Source organism: Akkermansia sp. 54_46 (assembly GCF_001917295.1).
Lineage (GTDB): Bacteria > Verrucomicrobiota > Verrucomicrobiia > Verrucomicrobiales > Akkermansiaceae > Akkermansia > Akkermansia muciniphila.
The window spans coordinates 183360-199914 of the sequence record NZ_MNUD01000033.1; the positions used below are offsets into that span (position 1 = coordinate 183360).

At 54.0% G+C, this 16555-nt stretch carries 14 protein-coding genes; 10 read left to right on the plus strand and 4 right to left on the minus strand.

The annotated features are described in order from the left end of the window. Positions 1-10 precede the first annotated feature (10 nt). Together BHW66_RS08030 and BHW66_RS08035 are read left to right on the plus strand one after the other, a co-directional pair. The gene (locus tag BHW66_RS08030) at positions 11-652 is read left to right on the plus strand and encodes a hypothetical protein (RefSeq protein WP_143247098.1); all 642 of its coding nucleotides are present in this window, start codon (positions 11-13) and stop codon (positions 650-652) included. A 105-nt stretch (positions 653-757) separates the two neighbouring features. Further along, positions 758-1540, plus strand: a complete 783-nt coding sequence (locus tag BHW66_RS08035) for a thiazole synthase (protein WP_046436528.1) — start codon at positions 758-760, stop codon at positions 1538-1540. 41 nt (positions 1541-1581) lie between these two features. Here the strand turns inward: BHW66_RS08035 and BHW66_RS08040 are convergent, their stop codons facing one another. Beyond that, complete coding sequence (locus BHW66_RS08040) at positions 1582-3024, minus strand: APC family permease (RefSeq protein WP_102758714.1); 1443 nt, start codon at positions 3022-3024, stop codon at positions 1582-1584. Here BHW66_RS08040 and BHW66_RS08045 point away from each other — a divergent pair. The 4 genes from BHW66_RS08045 (at position 2937) to fbaA (ending at position 7495) form a co-directional block, all read left to right on the plus strand. Then, positions 2937-3704 carry an HAD hydrolase-like protein gene (locus tag BHW66_RS08045; protein WP_094140748.1) on the plus strand — a complete coding sequence of 256 codons (768 nt, stop codon included), beginning with the start codon at positions 2937-2939 and terminating at the stop codon, positions 3702-3704. The genes BHW66_RS08040 and BHW66_RS08045 overlap by 88 nt on opposite strands. Positions 3705-3763: 59 nt before the next feature. Continuing rightward, positions 3764-4876, plus strand: a complete 1113-nt coding sequence (locus tag BHW66_RS08050) for an AI-2E family transporter (protein WP_128153451.1) — start codon at positions 3764-3766, stop codon at positions 4874-4876. 3 nt (positions 4877-4879) lie between these two features. Next, positions 4880-6169 carry a diaminopimelate decarboxylase gene (lysA, locus tag BHW66_RS08055; RefSeq protein ID WP_012419772.1) on the plus strand — a complete coding sequence of 430 codons (1290 nt, stop codon included), beginning with the start codon at positions 4880-4882 and terminating at the stop codon, positions 6167-6169. A 294-nt stretch (positions 6170-6463) separates the two neighbouring features. After that, positions 6464-7495, plus strand: a complete 1032-nt coding sequence (fbaA, locus tag BHW66_RS08060; protein WP_012419773.1) for a class II fructose-bisphosphate aldolase — start codon at positions 6464-6466, stop codon at positions 7493-7495. Positions 7496-7880: 385 nt separating this feature from the next. On the opposite strand, the gene typA is transcribed toward fbaA, so the two are convergent. Continuing rightward, positions 7881-9716: a translational GTPase TypA gene (gene typA, locus BHW66_RS08065; protein WP_012419774.1), complete on the minus strand. Its 1836-nt coding sequence runs from the start codon at positions 9714-9716 to the stop codon at positions 7881-7883. A 207-nt stretch (positions 9717-9923) separates the two neighbouring features. Here typA and ilvE point away from each other — a divergent pair, with 207 nt between their 5' ends. Beyond that, a complete protein-coding gene (gene ilvE, locus BHW66_RS08070) occupies positions 9924-10790 on the plus strand; it encodes a branched-chain-amino-acid transaminase (RefSeq protein ID WP_046436520.1) in 867 nt (288 codons plus the stop codon). 289 nt (positions 10791-11079) lie between these two features. Here ilvE and BHW66_RS08075 read toward each other — a convergent pair whose 3' ends face one another. Then, positions 11080-11952 carry a glycoside hydrolase family 16 protein gene (locus BHW66_RS08075; RefSeq protein ID WP_180974159.1) on the minus strand — a complete coding sequence of 291 codons (873 nt, stop codon included), beginning with the start codon at positions 11950-11952 and terminating at the stop codon, positions 11080-11082. A gap of 188 nt (positions 11953-12140) precedes the next feature. On the opposite strand from BHW66_RS08075, the gene BHW66_RS08080 reads away from it, so the two are divergent. Further along, positions 12141-12689, plus strand: coding sequence for a methylated-DNA--[protein]-cysteine S-methyltransferase (locus BHW66_RS08080; RefSeq protein ID WP_046436516.1), 549 nt, complete (start codon positions 12141-12143; stop codon positions 12687-12689). A gap of 24 nt (positions 12690-12713) precedes the next feature. Here the strand turns inward: BHW66_RS08080 and BHW66_RS08085 are convergent, their stop codons facing one another. Then, positions 12714-13310 (minus strand): FHA domain-containing protein, encoded by a 597-nt coding sequence (locus BHW66_RS08085; RefSeq protein ID WP_102734957.1) that lies wholly within the window; start codon positions 13308-13310, stop codon positions 12714-12716. Positions 13311-14193: 883 nt separating this feature from the next. Here BHW66_RS08085 and obgE point away from each other — a divergent pair. Further along, positions 14194-15246 carry a GTPase ObgE gene (gene obgE, locus BHW66_RS08090; RefSeq protein ID WP_046436512.1) on the plus strand — a complete coding sequence of 351 codons (1053 nt, stop codon included), beginning with the start codon at positions 14194-14196 and terminating at the stop codon, positions 15244-15246. Between the two features lie 32 nt (positions 15247-15278). Beyond that, the gene (locus BHW66_RS08095) at positions 15279-16436 is read left to right on the plus strand and encodes an aminoglycoside phosphotransferase family protein (RefSeq protein WP_102732028.1); all 1158 of its coding nucleotides are present in this window, start codon (positions 15279-15281) and stop codon (positions 16434-16436) included. Positions 16437-16555 lie beyond the last annotated feature (119 nt).

Sequence of the window (16555 nt, forward strand, 5' to 3'; positions counted from 1 at the left end):
TTTATCCTTTATGGATTCACTGGCATACATGCTCGCCTCCGGAGGCGATGACAATAGCCTGAAACTCTGGTTCTGGCTGATTGTCGGGGTGATTTTCCTCATCAAAAAAGCAATCGAATTGTTGAAACCGGATGAAAAAGATGAGGAACCGTCCGTTCCGGACACGGAGAACCATCATGAAAAACGCGTAAGGGAAGTCATTGCGGAAATGCGCCGGGCAACCCCGCAGCCACAGCAAACCCAACCTGCCGCACCGGCCCGCGCACCGCGGCCCTCAGCCCCTCCTGTAGAGCTTCCCTCCCCCGCCGTGGCCCGCAAACCGCAGCCGATCCCGGCGCCGGCGGCTGCACAACCCGAGGAAACAGCCCGGCAGACGGCGCAAAATGTGCTGGAACGCTACGTAAAAGCTACGGAAGAAGCCCGGCAATCCATGCGCTCTCTTTCCGATGCGGAACAGGCGGCTCTGCAACGTTTGCAAAAGAGGGAGATGAAGGAACATCTGCCCGACCTTCTTCCGTCATCAGCCGCAGTGGAATCTCCTTCCCTGAAAAATTCCCTTCACCACCCCAAATCCCTGAAAGCGGCTGTTCTTTATCAGGAAATCCTTGGAAAACCCAGAGCATTACGAAGCGCATCCTTCAGCGGTGAATAAAGAATGGCCCTTCCCGGGCCATGTTCCGTTCAGCCGTCATGCTGCCCCCCTCTTATTCATTCTCCCTTGCCTGAAAAGGTAAGCGGAGGTACCCTCCATCCCGCAATGACAGACACACCTTTGCAGATAGCCGGACGCCAGTTCACCTCCCGCCTGATGGTGGGAACGGGAAAATTTCCTTCCAATGAGAGCATGAAAGAAGCTCTGGAAGCCTCCGGCGCCCAAATTGTGACGGTGGCTCTGCGCCGGGCGGATCTGACGGGTTCCCACGATCCCGCCGCCAATATTCTGGATTTCATTGATCCGGAAAAATACCTCCTTCTCCCCAACACCAGCGGAGCGACTACGGCAGAAGAAGCCGTACGCCTGGCGCGCCTGGCGGCAGCAGCCGGGCTGCCCAACTGGATCAAGCTGGAGATTCACCCGGACGCCCAGTACCTGATGCCGGACCCCATTGAAACGCTGAAAGCGGCGGAAATCCTGGTCAGGGAAGGCTTCACCGTGCTTCCCTACATTAACGCGGACCCCGTGCTCGCCAAACGCCTTCAGGAAGCCGGAGCGGCGGCCGTCATGCCTCTTGGCGCCCCCATCGGCACCAACAAGGGAGTACTGACCCGGGAGTTGATTAACATCATCATTGAACAGGCTATTGTCCCCGTGGTGGTGGACGCGGGGCTGGGAGCGCCCAGCCACGCGGCGGAGGCTCTGGAAATGGGAGCGGATGCCGTGCTCGTCAATACGGCTATCGCCGCCTCCGGCTCTCCCTCCGCCATGGCGGAGGCGTTCGCCCTGGCATGCCGTGCCGGACGCATGGCTTATCTGTCCGGCCTTCCCGCCGTTTCCTCCCAAGCTACAGCCACCAGCCCCCTGACTTCCTTCCTGCATTAAAAGGCCGGGAAAAAGCCCCGGTTTTCTCCCGCACCCATGGGTCAAGAAACTCCGGGAACATTTTTCGCAATCTTCCTGCGTATCAGGAATTCCAGGATGAAGCAGGCGGCTACAAACAGCACAATCAACGGAATCAGATAAGGCTGGCTGAAGAACATCTGGTAAAAGAACGCCCCCAGAATAAACAGCATCAGAAGAAAGCCCAGGATGATAAGCAGCGCATTTCCCTGAGTCTCTTTCCGGAGCCGCCAATGGGCGACGAACACCGCCAGGTAGCTGATCAGAAAACAGGCCCCCGCCAAATTGGCGATGGCTACCAGGTTAAAGGCATTCGTCATCACCAGAATCCCCAGCAAAAGATAGAAAAAACCCTCCGTTCCGTGGCCCCAGAAAGGCTGTTTAAAAATAGCTCCCAGCTGGCCGTTGCGCGCCAGAGCCCGGGAAATGTCCAGCATGCTGAACATGGTGGCATTAATGGCTGATGCCGTAGCAATGAGAGCCGCTACGGATACGGCCATGAAGCCCCACATGCCCAAAACCGGATAGGCGGCCTGCGCTACGGCCGTTTCCGTATGGCTTTCCAGGGAAGTAGCGGGAACGTTGGACAGTACTACGTAGGAGAGTATCAGGTACAAGGCCAGCACAAGGCCAATAGCCATAAAAATGGCTCTTGGCAGCGTCTTGGAAGGATTTTTCAGATTGCCCGCCGTATTGGCCATCATTCCGTAGCCGGCAAATGCGAAAAATGTCAATCCCACGCTGCCCAGCAAACCGTCCAGCCCTTTCACCGGAATGGGATCCGCGCCCACAGGCACGGAAGAACCGAAGCTGGCAAGCATTAAAACCGTCAAAATCAATAATTTGAATGCCACCATGATTACTTCCGACTTTCCAACGGCCCTGGCTCCCCCCATATTCAATGCCCCCAGCAGCAAAATAGCCACGCTGGCAAAAAGGGCCGTGGAATAAATGGTGACTGCCCTGTCCGGTAAAAACAGGCGGGACGCATAGGCTCCAAAGGATTTGGCCACCAGGGCCACGGTAATGACCAGCGTTCCCAGGTAAATAAGGGTCAGTGCGCCGGACAGGGTCTTATGGGAAAAAGCCTCGTTGAAATAATCCATAATTCCTCCGGAACCGGGATAACGGGAACCCAGTTTGGCGTAGGTGTACCCGGAAAGCAGGGCAGCAACGCCTCCCAGAATAAAGGACCAATATACATTTTTTCCCGCCATCAGGGTCGCCTGCCCCATGAGGGCGAAAATTCCCGCTCCCACCATGGACCCTATTCCTAATGCAATGACGCTCCACAGGGACAGATATTCTTTTGGGGCCTTCCCGTACATAAGGGATTTAGAGATACTACAGGAATGAAACGTTGACCTTTCCGCACGGGATGACACGTCCTGCTTATTCATCCGTCCTGCAGCCCCATCATGACTATTCCGGCACGGCTTTCCCCTTGAACCGTCCGTTGTCGGCATGTAGGGTACGGCTGATGATCAAAACCGCCATTTTTGATTTTGACGGAACTCTTGCCGACACCATACCCCTGTGCCGGGAGGCTTTTCGCCGCGCTATCCAGAAGCTGGACGGCAGAATATTGACGGATGAAGAAATCGAACGCCAATTCGGCCCGGACGATCTGGGAGTTATCCAGAAATTGATTCCCGGGAAACCGGAACTGCATGAACGCGGCAGGGAACTATTTATCCACTATTACCGCAAGCTGCACGCAGACCTGGCTCCCGCCCCCTTTCCCGGAACAGCCGAATTGCTGAGCACTCTCCGCAACCTCGGCATTCGGCTGGCCATGGTCACAGGCAAACGCCTGGAAAGCGCAGAGATATCCCTCCAGTTTTTTCATCTGTCCGAATTTTTTCCTATTCTGGAAACAGGCTCCCCGGAGGGAGGCGTAAAACCGGACCGCATCAAACGGGCTTTGTCCCGTCTGAATGCCGTCGCCTCAGAAGCCATCTATATTGGAGACGCCCCCACAGACGTGGACGCATGCCGCTCTGTCCCTATCCGCATTCTCTCCGCAGGATGGGCCGCGGAGGCGGACATCAAAGGCCTCAGGGAAAAAAAGCCGGACTTTCTCCTGACCCGTTTTGAAGACCTGGAACGTTTCTTCCGGGAACATCATGAAAATGAAGGCCTTTAAGATTGCAATCCTGCAGAAAACAGGCTACCATTACCCACCCCGTTAATATCAATCCTTCCATGACTTTTCAGAAAGAATCCGGAAAAGAGGGCCTGAAAATTCTGCTCATGCTCGCCAGCGTCATTATCATCACGGCCGGGCTGCAGGCGGGAAAACCGGTGCTCCTGCCCATCGTTTTATCCGGCTTTCTGGCAATCGTCAGTTATCCGCTGACGACTTTTTTCAAGAGCCGTCTTTGCTTCCCGCACTGGCTGGCAGTGACTTTCACGGTCATCATGGACTTTGGCATTCTGGTGGGCCTGGGCTATCTGGCCCAATACCTGGGGCAGGATCTGGCCAAAACGGTCACGGTCAAATACCAGCCTCTTATGATGGAGAAAATCCATGAACTCCGCGCTTTCCTGATTGAACAGGACTGGAACAACCTGGCTGACCAGATGCTTCAGGAATTTCCGGACCTGCTCAACGGCCAGCGCATCGTGGCGTTTTCCACAGGGGTGATGGGGCAGTTAGCTTCCATGCTGACCTTCACCACCCTGATTCTGATCCTGATGACTTTCTTCCTGGGGGAAGCCCCCCGCTTCCGGGCGAACATCAATAAACTGGGGCATAACAGCGACACAGGCATCCGCAAATTCTCCAAGGCCCTGGCCGGAGTTCAGAAATATCTCATTATTAAAACCTTCATCAGCGCAGTTACAGGGCTTCTGGCTTTCCTGCTTTGCTATTACATGAACGTGGACTTTCCGCTGTTGTGGGGCATCGTGGCTTTCGCCCTCAACTTCATTCCCACCTTCGGCTCCATCATCGCGGCTATCCCCCCCACACTTCTCGCCATGCTTCTGATCAGCCCTACTGCGGGCATCATTGTTGCCGGCGGCTACCTGGTGATCAACACAGCCTTGGGAAACTGCCTGGAACCCATGCTGTTGGGACGACAATTCGGCATTGTGACCAGTATGGTTCTGCTCTCCGTCATCTTCTGGGGCTGGGTATGGGGCCCCATCGGCATGCTGCTGGCCGTACCCATTACCATGTTGATTAAACTCGGGCTGGAAAGCTCCAAGGATCTCGCCTGGATCGCCCAGCTCATTGACAACCCTCCCACTCCCAGATTCCCTCTCCCCCCTCTCCATTCCGGGAAAACCAACGAAAGCACAACCAAGGAATAATCCATGCATTCATTCGCTTACAAAAACGGCACGCTCTACTGTGAAAACGTCAACCTTCAGGAACTGGCGGACAAGGAAAGCACACCCCTGTACGTTTATAGCAAACAAACCATTTTAAACCACTTTCACCGCCTCAGGGAAGCTCTGGCACCGCTTAACGCGGAAGTGGCCTACGCCGTCAAGGCCTGCTCCAACATCGCCATCCTGAACCTCATGGCCCGCAACGGGGCGGGATTCGACATCGTCTCCGGCGGAGAACTCTTCCGCGTCCTCAAAGCCGGGGGAGATCCGTCCAAATGCACTTATGCCGGCGTAGGAAAAACCGAGCAGGAAATCCGTTATGCCCTGGCGCAGGGCATTTATTGCTTCAATGTGGAATCCGAAGCGGAACTGCGGGCCATTAACGCCATTGCCGCCTCCATGGGAGTCAAGGCTCCGGTGGCCGTGCGCGTCAATCCCAACGTAGAGGCGGGAACGCACAAATACATTACTACCGGCAAGGCTGAAAATAAATTCGGCGTGGACTTCGAACGCATTGAATCTCTTTATGAGATGGCGGCCCGCGAACTTCCGAACCTTCATCTGAAAGGGTTGCAAATGCATATCGGCTCCCAGCTTACCCAGGCGAAACCCTTCCTGGAAGCCGTCAGGAAAGTCGCCCCCCTGGCTGCTTCCCTGAAAGAAAAACACGGCATTGAATTTTTCTCCATCGGAGGAGGAATTGGCATCGTTTACCAGGGCACGCTGGATTCCGGCGTTCAGGAATGGTGGAATGAGGACTGCGCCCAGCTCACGCTGAGCACTTACGCCCAGGCCGTCGTCCCCACCCTGCAACCTCTGGGATTACACATCATTGTGGAACCGGGCCGTCTTATCGTAGGAAATGCGGGAGCACTCATCACGCGTTGCCTGTATGAAAAAAACGGGAAAGCCAAAACCTTTAAAATTGTGGATGCAGGGATGAACGACCTCATCCGCCCCGCCCTCTACCAGGGCTATCATGAAATTATCCCGGTCAGAGAACACCCCTCCGGATCCTGCGTCACAGCGGATGTTGTGGGTCCCATCTGTGAATCCGGAGACTTCCTCGCCCAAAACAGGGACATGCCGGACGTGCGCCAGGGAGAACTCCTGGCCGTACTGTCCGCCGGAGCCTATGGTTTTTCCATGTCTTCCAACTACAATTCACGGCCTATGGCGGAAGAAGTCCTGGTGGACGGGGACCAATGGAACGTCATTCGCAGCCGCCAGAGCTGGGAAGACCTCATCCGGGGAGAATCCATTCCGGAATAACATCCCCATCCCGCCCATCTTTAGAATGCCCTTCCAGCGGTAAAACGAAGGAGGGGCATTTCCTTTCAACCGTACTGAATGGAAAACAAGGTAGAATTTTCAAGTCCGCCAAGCCACGCGGAGCTTCTTTCCGGAGACGCCGCACGCTACTGCCGTACGGGCTCCGGTGGACCAGTCCGGCCGCAAGTCACAATGATTCGAACATGAACATGTCCCGCAAGAGCGCTGCAACCCCGGCGTGCGCCTGAGTTCAGCCTTGCCCTCCTGAAAAAAAACACCTATCATATCCCCGTTATGCCAATAGCCACACCAGAACAATACATTACCATGCTTGAAACGGCCAAAAAGGAAGGCTACGCCTATCCGGCCGTTAACGTGACCACGATCGAAGTCATCAACGGCGCTCTCCGCGCTTTTTCCGAAGCCAAAAGCGACGGTATCATCCAGGTTTCCATCGGTGGCGGCAAATTCGCCTCCGGCAGCTCCGTAGGCAATTCCGCCCTTGGCGCCATTGTTCTGGCGGAAGCAACGCGCCGTCTGGCTGAAAAGCACAACGTTCTCGTAGCCCTTCACACGGACCACTGCCAGCCCGAACATGTGGATACTTTCCTGCGTCCTCTGATTGCCGAATCCCGCCGCCGCGTGGAACGCGGTGAAGCCCCCCTCTTCAATTCCCACATGCTGGATGCCTCCACGCTTCCCATGGCGGAAAACCTCAAGCTTTCCCGGGAACTGCTGAAGGAATGCGCCGAACTGGGCATCGTTCTTGAAATCGAAATCGGCGTTGTGGGCGGAGAAGAAGACGGAGTGGACAACTCCGGCCATCCCGCCGACAAGCTTTACACTTCTCCGGAAGATATGCTGATGACGTATGAAGCCCTCGCGCCCCTCGGCAAATTCATGCTGGCCGCCACTTTCGGCAACGTGCACGGCGTGTACAAGCCCGGCCACGTCAAACTGAAACCCAGCATCCTGCGGGACGGTCAGGAAGCCGTGGTAGCCAAACACGGAGAAGCGGCTCGCATGCCCCTCGTCTTCCATGGCGGTTCCGGTTCCGAACTTTCCGATATCCGCGAAGCCGTTTCCTACGGCGTCGTCAAGATGAACATCGACACCGACACGCAATACGCCTTCACCCGCCCGATCGTCTCCCACATGTGCGAACACATCAACGGAGTGCTCAAGATTGATGGCGAAGTGGGCAACAAGAAGGATTACGATCCCCGTTCCTATCTTGCCAAGGGTGAAAAGGGAGTCGCCGCCCGCCTTCAGGAAGCCGCCGACAACCTTATGTCCGCCGGCAAGACCCTCTTTGGCAAAATCTAAAAAGAGTTCCCTCAACGAGTTTAATGCCATGCCCGGTTTCTTAAAAGAAACCGGGCATTTTTTCTGGAAAAACCCGCCAACAGGGTAAGGCGGGAAACGCTTTCACCGAGTATTTATCCCTCTGAGACGACGGGAAAACGAACCGTTCCCCGTCTTCTTCTTTTCTGTCCCCTGGGCTTCTCCGATTACGGGACCATTAACCCGCATTCTTCCGCAAGGAAACCGCTGCGGACAAATAAAACGATAGCCGCACAGGAAAAACCGGAATTATTCATAACAGAACAAGGCCATTCCTCCGCTCAGCGGACCGCAGGGAACCCGGCAGCGCGGCCCTACCCCGGCGCCGCTTTGAACACAGGAGCCTTTCCCCAGCGCTCCAGGAACCTTAATTTCCTGCTTTGCGGGATTCCCTTACGCGGTCATTGGCGTTCAGGATGCGCTTGCGCAGACGGATAAAATGAGGCGTAGCCTCCACCAGTTCATCAGGTTCAATGTACTCAATGGCACGTTCCAGAGAAAAAATGACGGGAGGGGAAAGCTGGATGCCGTCTCCCTTCGTGGCTGAGCGGATATTGTTCAAATGCTTTTCCTTGCACGGGTTGACCGGCATATCCATCTGCCGCGGGTTTTCGCCTACAATCTGGCCTTCGTAAATATCTTCCTGCGGCCCCACAAACAGACGCCCGCGTTCTTCCAGCGCTACCAGCGCGAACGGAGTGGAAACGCCCGTCTCCATGGAAACCAGGGTGCCGGTGGTACGCGTGGTGATGTCCCCGGCATAGGGGCCGTAATCCCGGAACAGGTGGGAGAAAATACCGTGGCCGGACGTCAGATTGACCAGCTCAAATTCAAAACCGATAATACCGCGGGTGGGAATATAAGCCTGAATAAAAGTATGGCCCGTGCCTTCCCTGCATACCATGTCTTCCATCTGTCCCTTGCGGGCGTGAAGAAGCTTCATGACGCCGTTGGCATGTTCGTCCGGAACTTCTACGTACATCGTTTCATACGGTTCCGTAAGGCGGTCGTTTTCATCCCTCTTCATGATCACGGTGGGACGGGAAACGCACAGTTCATAATTTTCACGGCGCATAGTCTCCACCAGCACGGCGATCTGCATGGCGCCGCGGGCGGAAACGGAGAAAACGCCGGCCTTGTCCGTATCCTCCACCTGGATGGAAATATTCGTCCGCATTTCCCTCATCAGGCGGTCGCGTATCACGCGGGAAGTCACATTCTTGCCGTCGCGCCCTCCGAAAGGCCCGTTGTTGATGGAAAATTCCATGGAAATGGTAGGAGGATCAATCGCCACGAATGGAAGGGGCTCCGTATCCGCGGAACCGCCCAAGGTTTCCCCGATATTGACGTTTTCAAACCCCGCCACCCCTACGATGTTGCCTGCCACGCCGATGGCCGAATCCGTAGTGCTCAGGCCGGAATATTCAAACATGCGGGTCACTTTTCCGGAAATGCAGGAGCCGTCGCTCTGATGGAGCCACACGGTATCCCCTTTCTTCACAGTGCCGGAAGTAATGCGGCCGATAGCCACACGGCCCACATAATCGTCCCAGTCAATATTGGAAACGAGCATCTTGAATTCACCCTCCGGATCGGCATCCTTCGGAGCGGGGATATGTTCCACAATCTTGAATAAAAGAGGAGTGCAGTCCACAGGAGGTTCCCCCTCCATGGAATTCATGAAGTAACCGTCGCGGGCGGAACCGTACACGAAAGGGGCCTCAAATTGTTCATCCGTGGCGCCCAGCTCCAGAAAAAGCTCCAGCACCTGGTCATGCACGGCGGCGGGATCGGCATGCGGACGGTCGATCTTGTTAATGACGACAATGGGCATCAGACCTTCCTGAAGGGCCTTGCGGAGCACAAAACGCGTCTGAGCCTGCGGCCCTTCAAAAGCGTCCACCACCAGAAGCACGCCATCCACCATTTTCATCACGCGCTCCACTTCCCCGCCGAAATCCGCGTGTCCGGGAGTATCCACAATATTGATCGTATATCCATTCCAGAGGATGGATGTATTCTTGGCCTTAATCGTGATGCCCTTTTCTCGTTCCAGATCCATGGAATCCATGGCGCGTTCCTGCACGGCCTGGTTAGCACGGTAGGCGCCTCCCGCCTGCAAAAGTTGGTCAACCAGGGTCGTCTTCCCATGGTCAACGTGAGCGATAATGGCGAGGTTGCGGAACTTGGAAGGATCTGACATTGCGCGCGAGAGCTAAAAACACCGGAAAATAAATGTCAAGTCTGCTCCATGAATACCGACTATATTTTCAGCGGTTGCAAGCCTCCCTGCCGCCATTGCCGCAAGCGATGGAACTTTTATTTTCCTCCGGCGCATTTATAGCTTCCCCCCCTCCTCAAATAGGAGTATTCTGTTCCGGCATAAGTAATTTCTCAATTCTAGATAACAATGAAGATTTGGTTAGATGGAAAGCTGGTGGAACAGGAGGAAGCAAAAACCTCGGTTTTCGACCACGGCACACTCTATGGAGACGGCATTTTTGAAGGTATCCGGTTCTATAATAAGCGCGTTTTCCGCCTGGAAGACCACATGGACCGCCTGTACAACTGCTCCCATTATCTGTTGCTGGATATTCCTTACACTCAGGAAGAACTCTCCAACGCCGTATGCGAAACGGTCGCGGCCTCCGGCCTGAACGACGGCTATATCCGTCTGGTGGTTACCCGCGGCGTCGGCAATCTGGGACTTAACCCATTCAACTGCAAACGGTCCTGCGTCTTCATCATTGCGGATAAAATCTCCCTGTACGATCCGAATGTATATGAAAACGGGCTGGCCCTGATTACCAGCTCCGTGCGCCGCAACCGTCCGGACACTGTTTGTCCGCAGGTCAAGTCGCTCAATTATCTCAACAACATCCTGGCCAAAATGGAAGCTGTGCGCCAGGGTGCGGCGGAAGCCCTGATGCTGAACGACCTGGGTAATGTGGCCGAATGCACGGGCGACAACATTTTCATCGTGAAGGACGGTACCGTGTTCACGCCGCCAGTTACGGACGGCTGCCTGGACGGCATCACGCGCCGGGTAGTGCTGGAAATCTGCCGGGAGCTGCAAATCCCGGCTCAGGAAAAGACCATGAACCGCTTTACCATCACTTGTGCGGACGAATGCTTCCTGACCGGCACTGCCGCGGAATGCGTTCCCGTGACCAAACTGGACGGCTATCAGCTGGGCTCTGGAAAAATCGGTCCTGTTACAGCTCGAATCCTGGCCCGTTTCCAGGAACTGGCCCAGACCACGGGAACATCCTGTTAAAATCAGCCAACCCTTTTTTGGACCAACGAAAACGGCTCCGTCATCCGGCGGAGCCGTTTTTTTGCGCTATTCCGTTAAATATAAAAAAGAAAACACAGGTAAGCACATTCCCGCGGAGCTATACAGCAATCTCCTCTGGAAATGCAGACTTGTGACCTTCACGGCCTCCCGTTCCGAAACACTGCAGAAGAATCCAATATGAAAAGCCGCGCCATTTGTGAAATGACAAGGCAAGTGACATATTGCATGTCCGGCCGCCACGCCGGACATGTCTCAACCTGGAAAAAGGCTATTTCTTCTTGGGCAGGCCGGTTTCCGGGTCAAACTGCTTAGCCTGCTGGGCATGTTCTTTCGTCTGATAGAACCGAACGTAATCAACCAGGAATTTTACAGGATACCCTTGCCCGTCTTTAGGAGCTTTCTCGCACCAGGTGCCGCCCACGGCGGAATTGAGAATGAGATAGAACGGCGTACGGAACGGATTCCCCGCCCCATTGGCATAATTGGTGGTATTAAGGTCAATGGACTTCACCAGCTTGTCATCCACCATCAACTTGATGGAATCCTTGTCCCATTCCATGACATAGGTATGAAAATCATCGGAAAGATTATCTATCTTCACAGTCCCTCCGCGGGAAGCATCCCTTTTGGACACGCCGTCCGGACTCAAATGGAAAGTGGAATAAACCACATCCGGCTGTTGGGAAATATTCTCCAGCATATCAATCTCTCCATTGGCGGGCCAGCCCCATTTATTCTTGCCAAGCAGCCAGATGGCTGGCCAGATGCCCTTGGTTTTGGGAACCTTGGCACGCACTTCCAGTCTGCCGAACATGAAATTTTTTGTCTTGATCGTCGTAACGGAACCGGAGGTATAGGGCATGAACTTGGTATTCTTGATCCAATCCGCCGAACTTTTTTTGTAATTGATATTGGCGAACTTTTCAAAATGGGTTTCCAAAACCAGGCAGCCATCCTCCAATCTCATATTCTTGGGTCGGCCTGTATAAGTCTGCTGGGATCCCTGGTTACGGATTACTCCCAACTCCGGTTTCCACTTTTTGGCGTCTATCCTGGAACCGTTGAACTCGTCACCCCAGACATAAACCCATCCGCCGGGGAGGGTCCTCGGAGGTTTGGAATCTTCTCCCTTTACAGACATGCAAAGGCATGCAGTCAATAACACGGCAAATAGGCTCTTCTTCATACGGAGCAATACTGCACCTAGTTCCGCAGCCTTTCAAACAAAATACATCATTCGGGACCTCATACCTCCTTTCCCCTGTCAAATGGCGAAATATCCTGCAAAATGAATAGAACTTTTAACCCGGCACATGCTATGGTCATGATATGAAAACCACTTTTCCTCCCCATGCCCGAGCGCTCCTCCACCAGACGCCTGCAGGCGCTGTCGTGATTGTGGAAAACGGCACAGCCGTCACCCATCTTTTCTTCAGCCGCATGGCACAGCCGGAGCATTTGGAATGGGAGGAAACACCCCTGCTGCGTCAAACGGCTGACCAGCTGGATGAATATTTTCAAGGTTCCCGCCGCGTATTTGACGTGCCGCTTTCTCCCCAGGGAACCGAATTTGAACGAACGGTCTGGAAAGCCCTTCAAGCCATCCCCTATGGAGAAACCAGAAGTTACGGAGACATTGCCCGGCGAATAGGACGCCCATCAGCATGCCGGGCAGTAGGACAGGCCAACAATCGGAACCCTGTCGGCATCATCATCCCTTGCCACCGAGTCATCGGAGCCGACGGCAAACTGACCGGATATGCAAGCGGCCTGACCATTAAACAATACCTGTTGGAATTGGAACAGGGCTCCGCCACTCCTTTCACATTATTCACGGATGTGGAACGCATGCCCGGAAATACTCCGGCCAGTCCATAAAACGGCAGGACTGAAAAATTCCGGTCAGTGCTGCATACCGTTTTCCGTCTGAGGAAGAGGCATGGATTTCAAGGCGGCCTTGGGGGATTCAATATCCAGCCATTGAAGAGGCAGCAATTCACCCGTTACCCTGTAATGTTTGTAGGTTAATCCGGCAAACACAGCCAGAAAAAATATCAGGACGGCATAAAGAGCCATCCATAAATAATGATTCCGGGTCGTGCGGGCGGCTTCATCCGCCAACTGCTGTAAGTTCCGCATAGCGATCGAAGGGACGGCATCTTCTTCTCTCCCGGATGATTCGGCAGAAAATCCCGGAGATGGCTCTTCCGCAAACCGGAGCCTGGCATCCCCCAAAGCGATTTCATCGCCATCGTAAAGGGTCGCGGCGACCATCGGCGTCAGGCCGTTGATTTTAGTTCCATTAGTGGAGCCAAGGTCTTCCAGGACATATCCCCCTTCCTTAAACTGAAGCAAGGCATGCTCTCCGGAAACCGACTGAAAGGGAAGCACGATCTCGCAATGCTCGTCACGTCCGATGCGTGCGAAATATTCACCGTTCTTTGGAAGAACTATGGTTTTTTCAGAACCGTCGGGAAGGTGGATGGAAAGGCGTGGCATGATTCCCGGAAATCATGCCACGCCCATACTCATTTTCAATCCAAAAGACCGTTTGCCCATCACGTATAAGAAAAATGGCAATATCCGCCTTTCCCCAGAAAGACAGAATTCCATGCAAATTCATGATATGGGTTCATACTCCTCAATTTTTATTTTTCCCGCAGACTTTCGAAACATATTTTAAGCAATTACAGTGGCCTCCAGAGAGGTTTTCCATAAGTAATCCACTCATTTTAAAACATTACATGAAATACTGAATCAATTTTTTTCCTGATTGGAAACAGACCTTCCGAAACTGCGACGGATCATGCCGGACACGAACACTGCGCAAACGACAATCTTCAAGGGGGACAACTTGTTGGGAATCGCTAAACAGGCCATTTTCAAACATACCGTTTTCCGGGAGGGCCGCCCTCCCGGAACATGGATTGGATATACGCGCAAACTGCCGTCCTGCCTTTGGACATGTCCTTCACTATCTCGATAATTTTTTTATTTGCCTGGAGCGGCTTAAATCAAAAGAACTCAACTGAAATTTTTTCTGCTGTCTGGCATCTGCCGCTCCTCTTCTGGCATGGAGTTTATTCACCCTGGGTTCCCTTCCCCGTCCGTTACATGCAGACGTCTGCATGACACCAATAAAAGCGGCATGTCGCTGCCGCTGTCCCTGATTATTTTAATAAGAGGAATTTTTCTCTTCATTTATTACTGTGAAGACAGCCAGCATGGCACAAATCAATCCGGGGCATCGTAAAAACATCCGGAGTTCCCGTAATGATTCGAAATCCTCTTTCACGGGAAAGTCAGCGGCCTACACCGTGGAAAAACCGTGCAGCCCTGCACATGTCTTGCGTTTTGAAGGAAAATGTTTCATATTCAGACCATGTTTGTTGACAACATCCGCATATTCGCCAGGGCAGGAAAGGGAGGAAACGGGCTGGTCAGCTTCCGAAGGGCCAAATTCGTGCCCAAGGGAGGCCCGGACGGCGGTGATGGAGGCGATGGCGGAAGCGTCATTCTGGAAGTGGATCCGCACACGAATGACCTGCGTTCTTTTTTTTATGATCCAAAATTAATCGCCACGGACGGGGTAGGCGGACAAAGCGCCAAGAAACATGGCAAGAACGGCAAATCCGTCATCGGGAAAGTGCCCCCCGGCACCATTATCTACCGCAGCAATGCCTCTTCCATGGCGGAGGCGACCTGGCTGGAACGGGAAGGTGAAGGCATTGAACTGGAAAAAATAGCGGATCTGACGGAAATCGGCACCCGGTTCACGCTGTGCCAGGGCGGCCTCGGCGGCAAGGGAAACTGGCATTTCCGTTCCGCGACCAACCAGGCGCCTACGGAAGCCGAGATGGGAACGGAGGGGGAGGAAGGAGTCTTCTTTATGGAATTGCGCCGCATTGCGGACGCCGGGCTGGTAGGCTACCCCAACGCGGGCAAAAGCACATTGCTGGGAGACATTTCGGAAGCCAAGCCCAAAGTAGCCAGCTATCCTTTTACCACGCTTCAGCCTATCATTGGAGTGGTGGAATTCGACAGCTTTCGCCGCTGCATTGTGGCGGACATTCCCGGCATCATTGAAGGCGCACACAACAACCGGGGCCTGGGACATGAATTCCTGCGCCACATCACGCGCTGCAAAGTGCTCGTCTTCGTTCTGGACATGGCCGGCAGCGAAGGCCGCGACCCCATTGAAGACCTTCAGAATCTCCGCACGGAAATTAAACTGTACAGCGAAGACCTGGCCAAACAGCCCTGGTTCGTCGTCGCCAACAAAATGGACCTGGAAGGAGCGGAAGAAAATCTGGTTAACTTCCGCATGCGTTTCCCGAAAGTGGACGTCATCCCCATTTCCGCGCTCAATGGAGACGGTATTTCCCGGCTCAGGAACAGGCTTGATGAGCTTGTAGGTTATAAATTCATCCGTTAACTTATTCATTCAACTTTCTTTCAACCTTTGACATGACAGCCCCTCTCTCCGTAACGACAGCTCCCGACCAGCTTCTGTGCCGTATCGCCGGAATTGGAGACCTCTTCGCCATTGAAGGGGAATTCGTCACCGGGAAGGAAATCCCCAGCGGGCACATCAACACCACTTACAAGGCCACCTACCGTAAAAGCGACGGGACGGAAGATTCCTATATCCTCCAGCGCATCAACGATTACGTCTTCAAAGACCCCAAAGCCGTCATGCGCAATGTGGAAAAAGTCACGCGTCACATCAACTGGAAAGTCCTGCGCCGCCTGAAAGATTCCGCCGGCCAAACCCTCAACCTCTACCCGGCCCGGGGAGGACGCAACTACATTGACATCCCCGGCGACGGCATCTGGCGCTGTTACAACTACCTAGCCGGCACGCACACCTACGACGTGGTGGAAAACACCCGCCAGGCCTACCAGGCGGGATTTGCCTTTGGCTCCTTCCAGGATTTGATCAGTGACATGAACCCGGACGACATCGTGGAAACCATACCTGGCTTCCATCATACCCGGAACCGCTTCAACCGCCTGATGGAAGTGGCGGAACTGGATCCGCAGGGGCGTCTTTCCACCTGTCTGCCTGAATTGGAATTCATTAAAGCCCGTGAGCAGGATGTGGATCGGTTGCTGAATCTCCAGGAAAGAGGCGTGCTTCCTACCCGCATCACTCATAACGACACCAAAATCAACAATGTCATGCTGGATGAGGACACAGACCACGCCGTCTGCGTCATTGACCTGGATACGGTCATGCCCGGCCTGGTGTTGTACGACTTCGGAGATATGGTGCGCACCGTCACTCCGCCTACGGAAGAAGACGAAGAAGACCTGGACAAGGTGCGCATGCGCATGCCCATGTTCCAATCCATTGTAGAAGGGTATCTGTCTGCTGCCCACGGTTTCCTGACCCAGGCGGAAATAGACCAGCTTGCCTTCTCAGGAAAACTCATCACGCTGGAAATCGGCATCCGTTTCTTAACGGACTATCTGGAAGGCGACCCATACTTCAAGGTCTCACGGCCGAACCACAATCTCATCCGCTGCCGTACGCAGCTCAAACTGGTGGAATGCATTGAACAGGAACTTCCGGCCATGGAACAATATGTTCAGCGCGTCGCCAGGGGAATGTCCAGAAAATAAGGAAGAAGTTCTCCCTCTTCTATTCCACCACCTCCGGGGACGGCTATGCCGTCCCTTCTTTTTTATATTATTTGAACATGGCGGCCCATTCCATAATCCAAGAAACATTACACGTAATA

Coding starts and splice junctions, on each gene's coding strand:
- BHW66_RS08035 (WP_046436528.1), top strand. CDS start 758: ATGACAGACACACCTTTGCAGATAGCCGGACGCCAGTTCACCTCCCGC.
- fbaA (WP_012419773.1), top strand. CDS start 6,464: ATGCCAATAGCCACACCAGAACAATACATTACCATGCTTGAAACGGCC.
- BHW66_RS08080 (WP_046436516.1), top strand. CDS start 12,141: ATGAAAACCACTTTTCCTCCCCATGCCCGAGCGCTCCTCCACCAGACG.
- BHW66_RS08075 (WP_180974159.1), bottom strand. CDS start 11,952: ATGTCTGTAAAGGGAGAAGATTCCAAACCTCCGAGGACCCTCCCCGGC.
- BHW66_RS08050 (WP_128153451.1), top strand. CDS start 3,764: ATGACTTTTCAGAAAGAATCCGGAAAAGAGGGCCTGAAAATTCTGCTC.
- obgE (WP_046436512.1), top strand. CDS start 14,194: ATGTTTGTTGACAACATCCGCATATTCGCCAGGGCAGGAAAGGGAGGA.
- BHW66_RS08040 (WP_102758714.1), bottom strand. CDS start 3,024: ATGCCGACAACGGACGGTTCAAGGGGAAAGCCGTGCCGGAATAGTCAT.
- BHW66_RS08085 (WP_102734957.1), bottom strand. CDS start 13,310: ATGCCACGCCTTTCCATCCACCTTCCCGACGGTTCTGAAAAAACCATA.
- ilvE (WP_046436520.1), top strand. CDS start 9,924: ATGAAGATTTGGTTAGATGGAAAGCTGGTGGAACAGGAGGAAGCAAAA.
- lysA (WP_012419772.1), top strand. CDS start 4,880: ATGCATTCATTCGCTTACAAAAACGGCACGCTCTACTGTGAAAACGTC.
- BHW66_RS08030 (WP_143247098.1), top strand. CDS start 11: ATGGATTCACTGGCATACATGCTCGCCTCCGGAGGCGATGACAATAGC.
- BHW66_RS08045 (WP_094140748.1), top strand. CDS start 2,937: ATGACACGTCCTGCTTATTCATCCGTCCTGCAGCCCCATCATGACTAT.
- typA (WP_012419774.1), bottom strand. CDS start 9,716: ATGTCAGATCCTTCCAAGTTCCGCAACCTCGCCATTATCGCTCACGTT.
- BHW66_RS08095 (WP_102732028.1), top strand. CDS start 15,279: ATGACAGCCCCTCTCTCCGTAACGACAGCTCCCGACCAGCTTCTGTGC.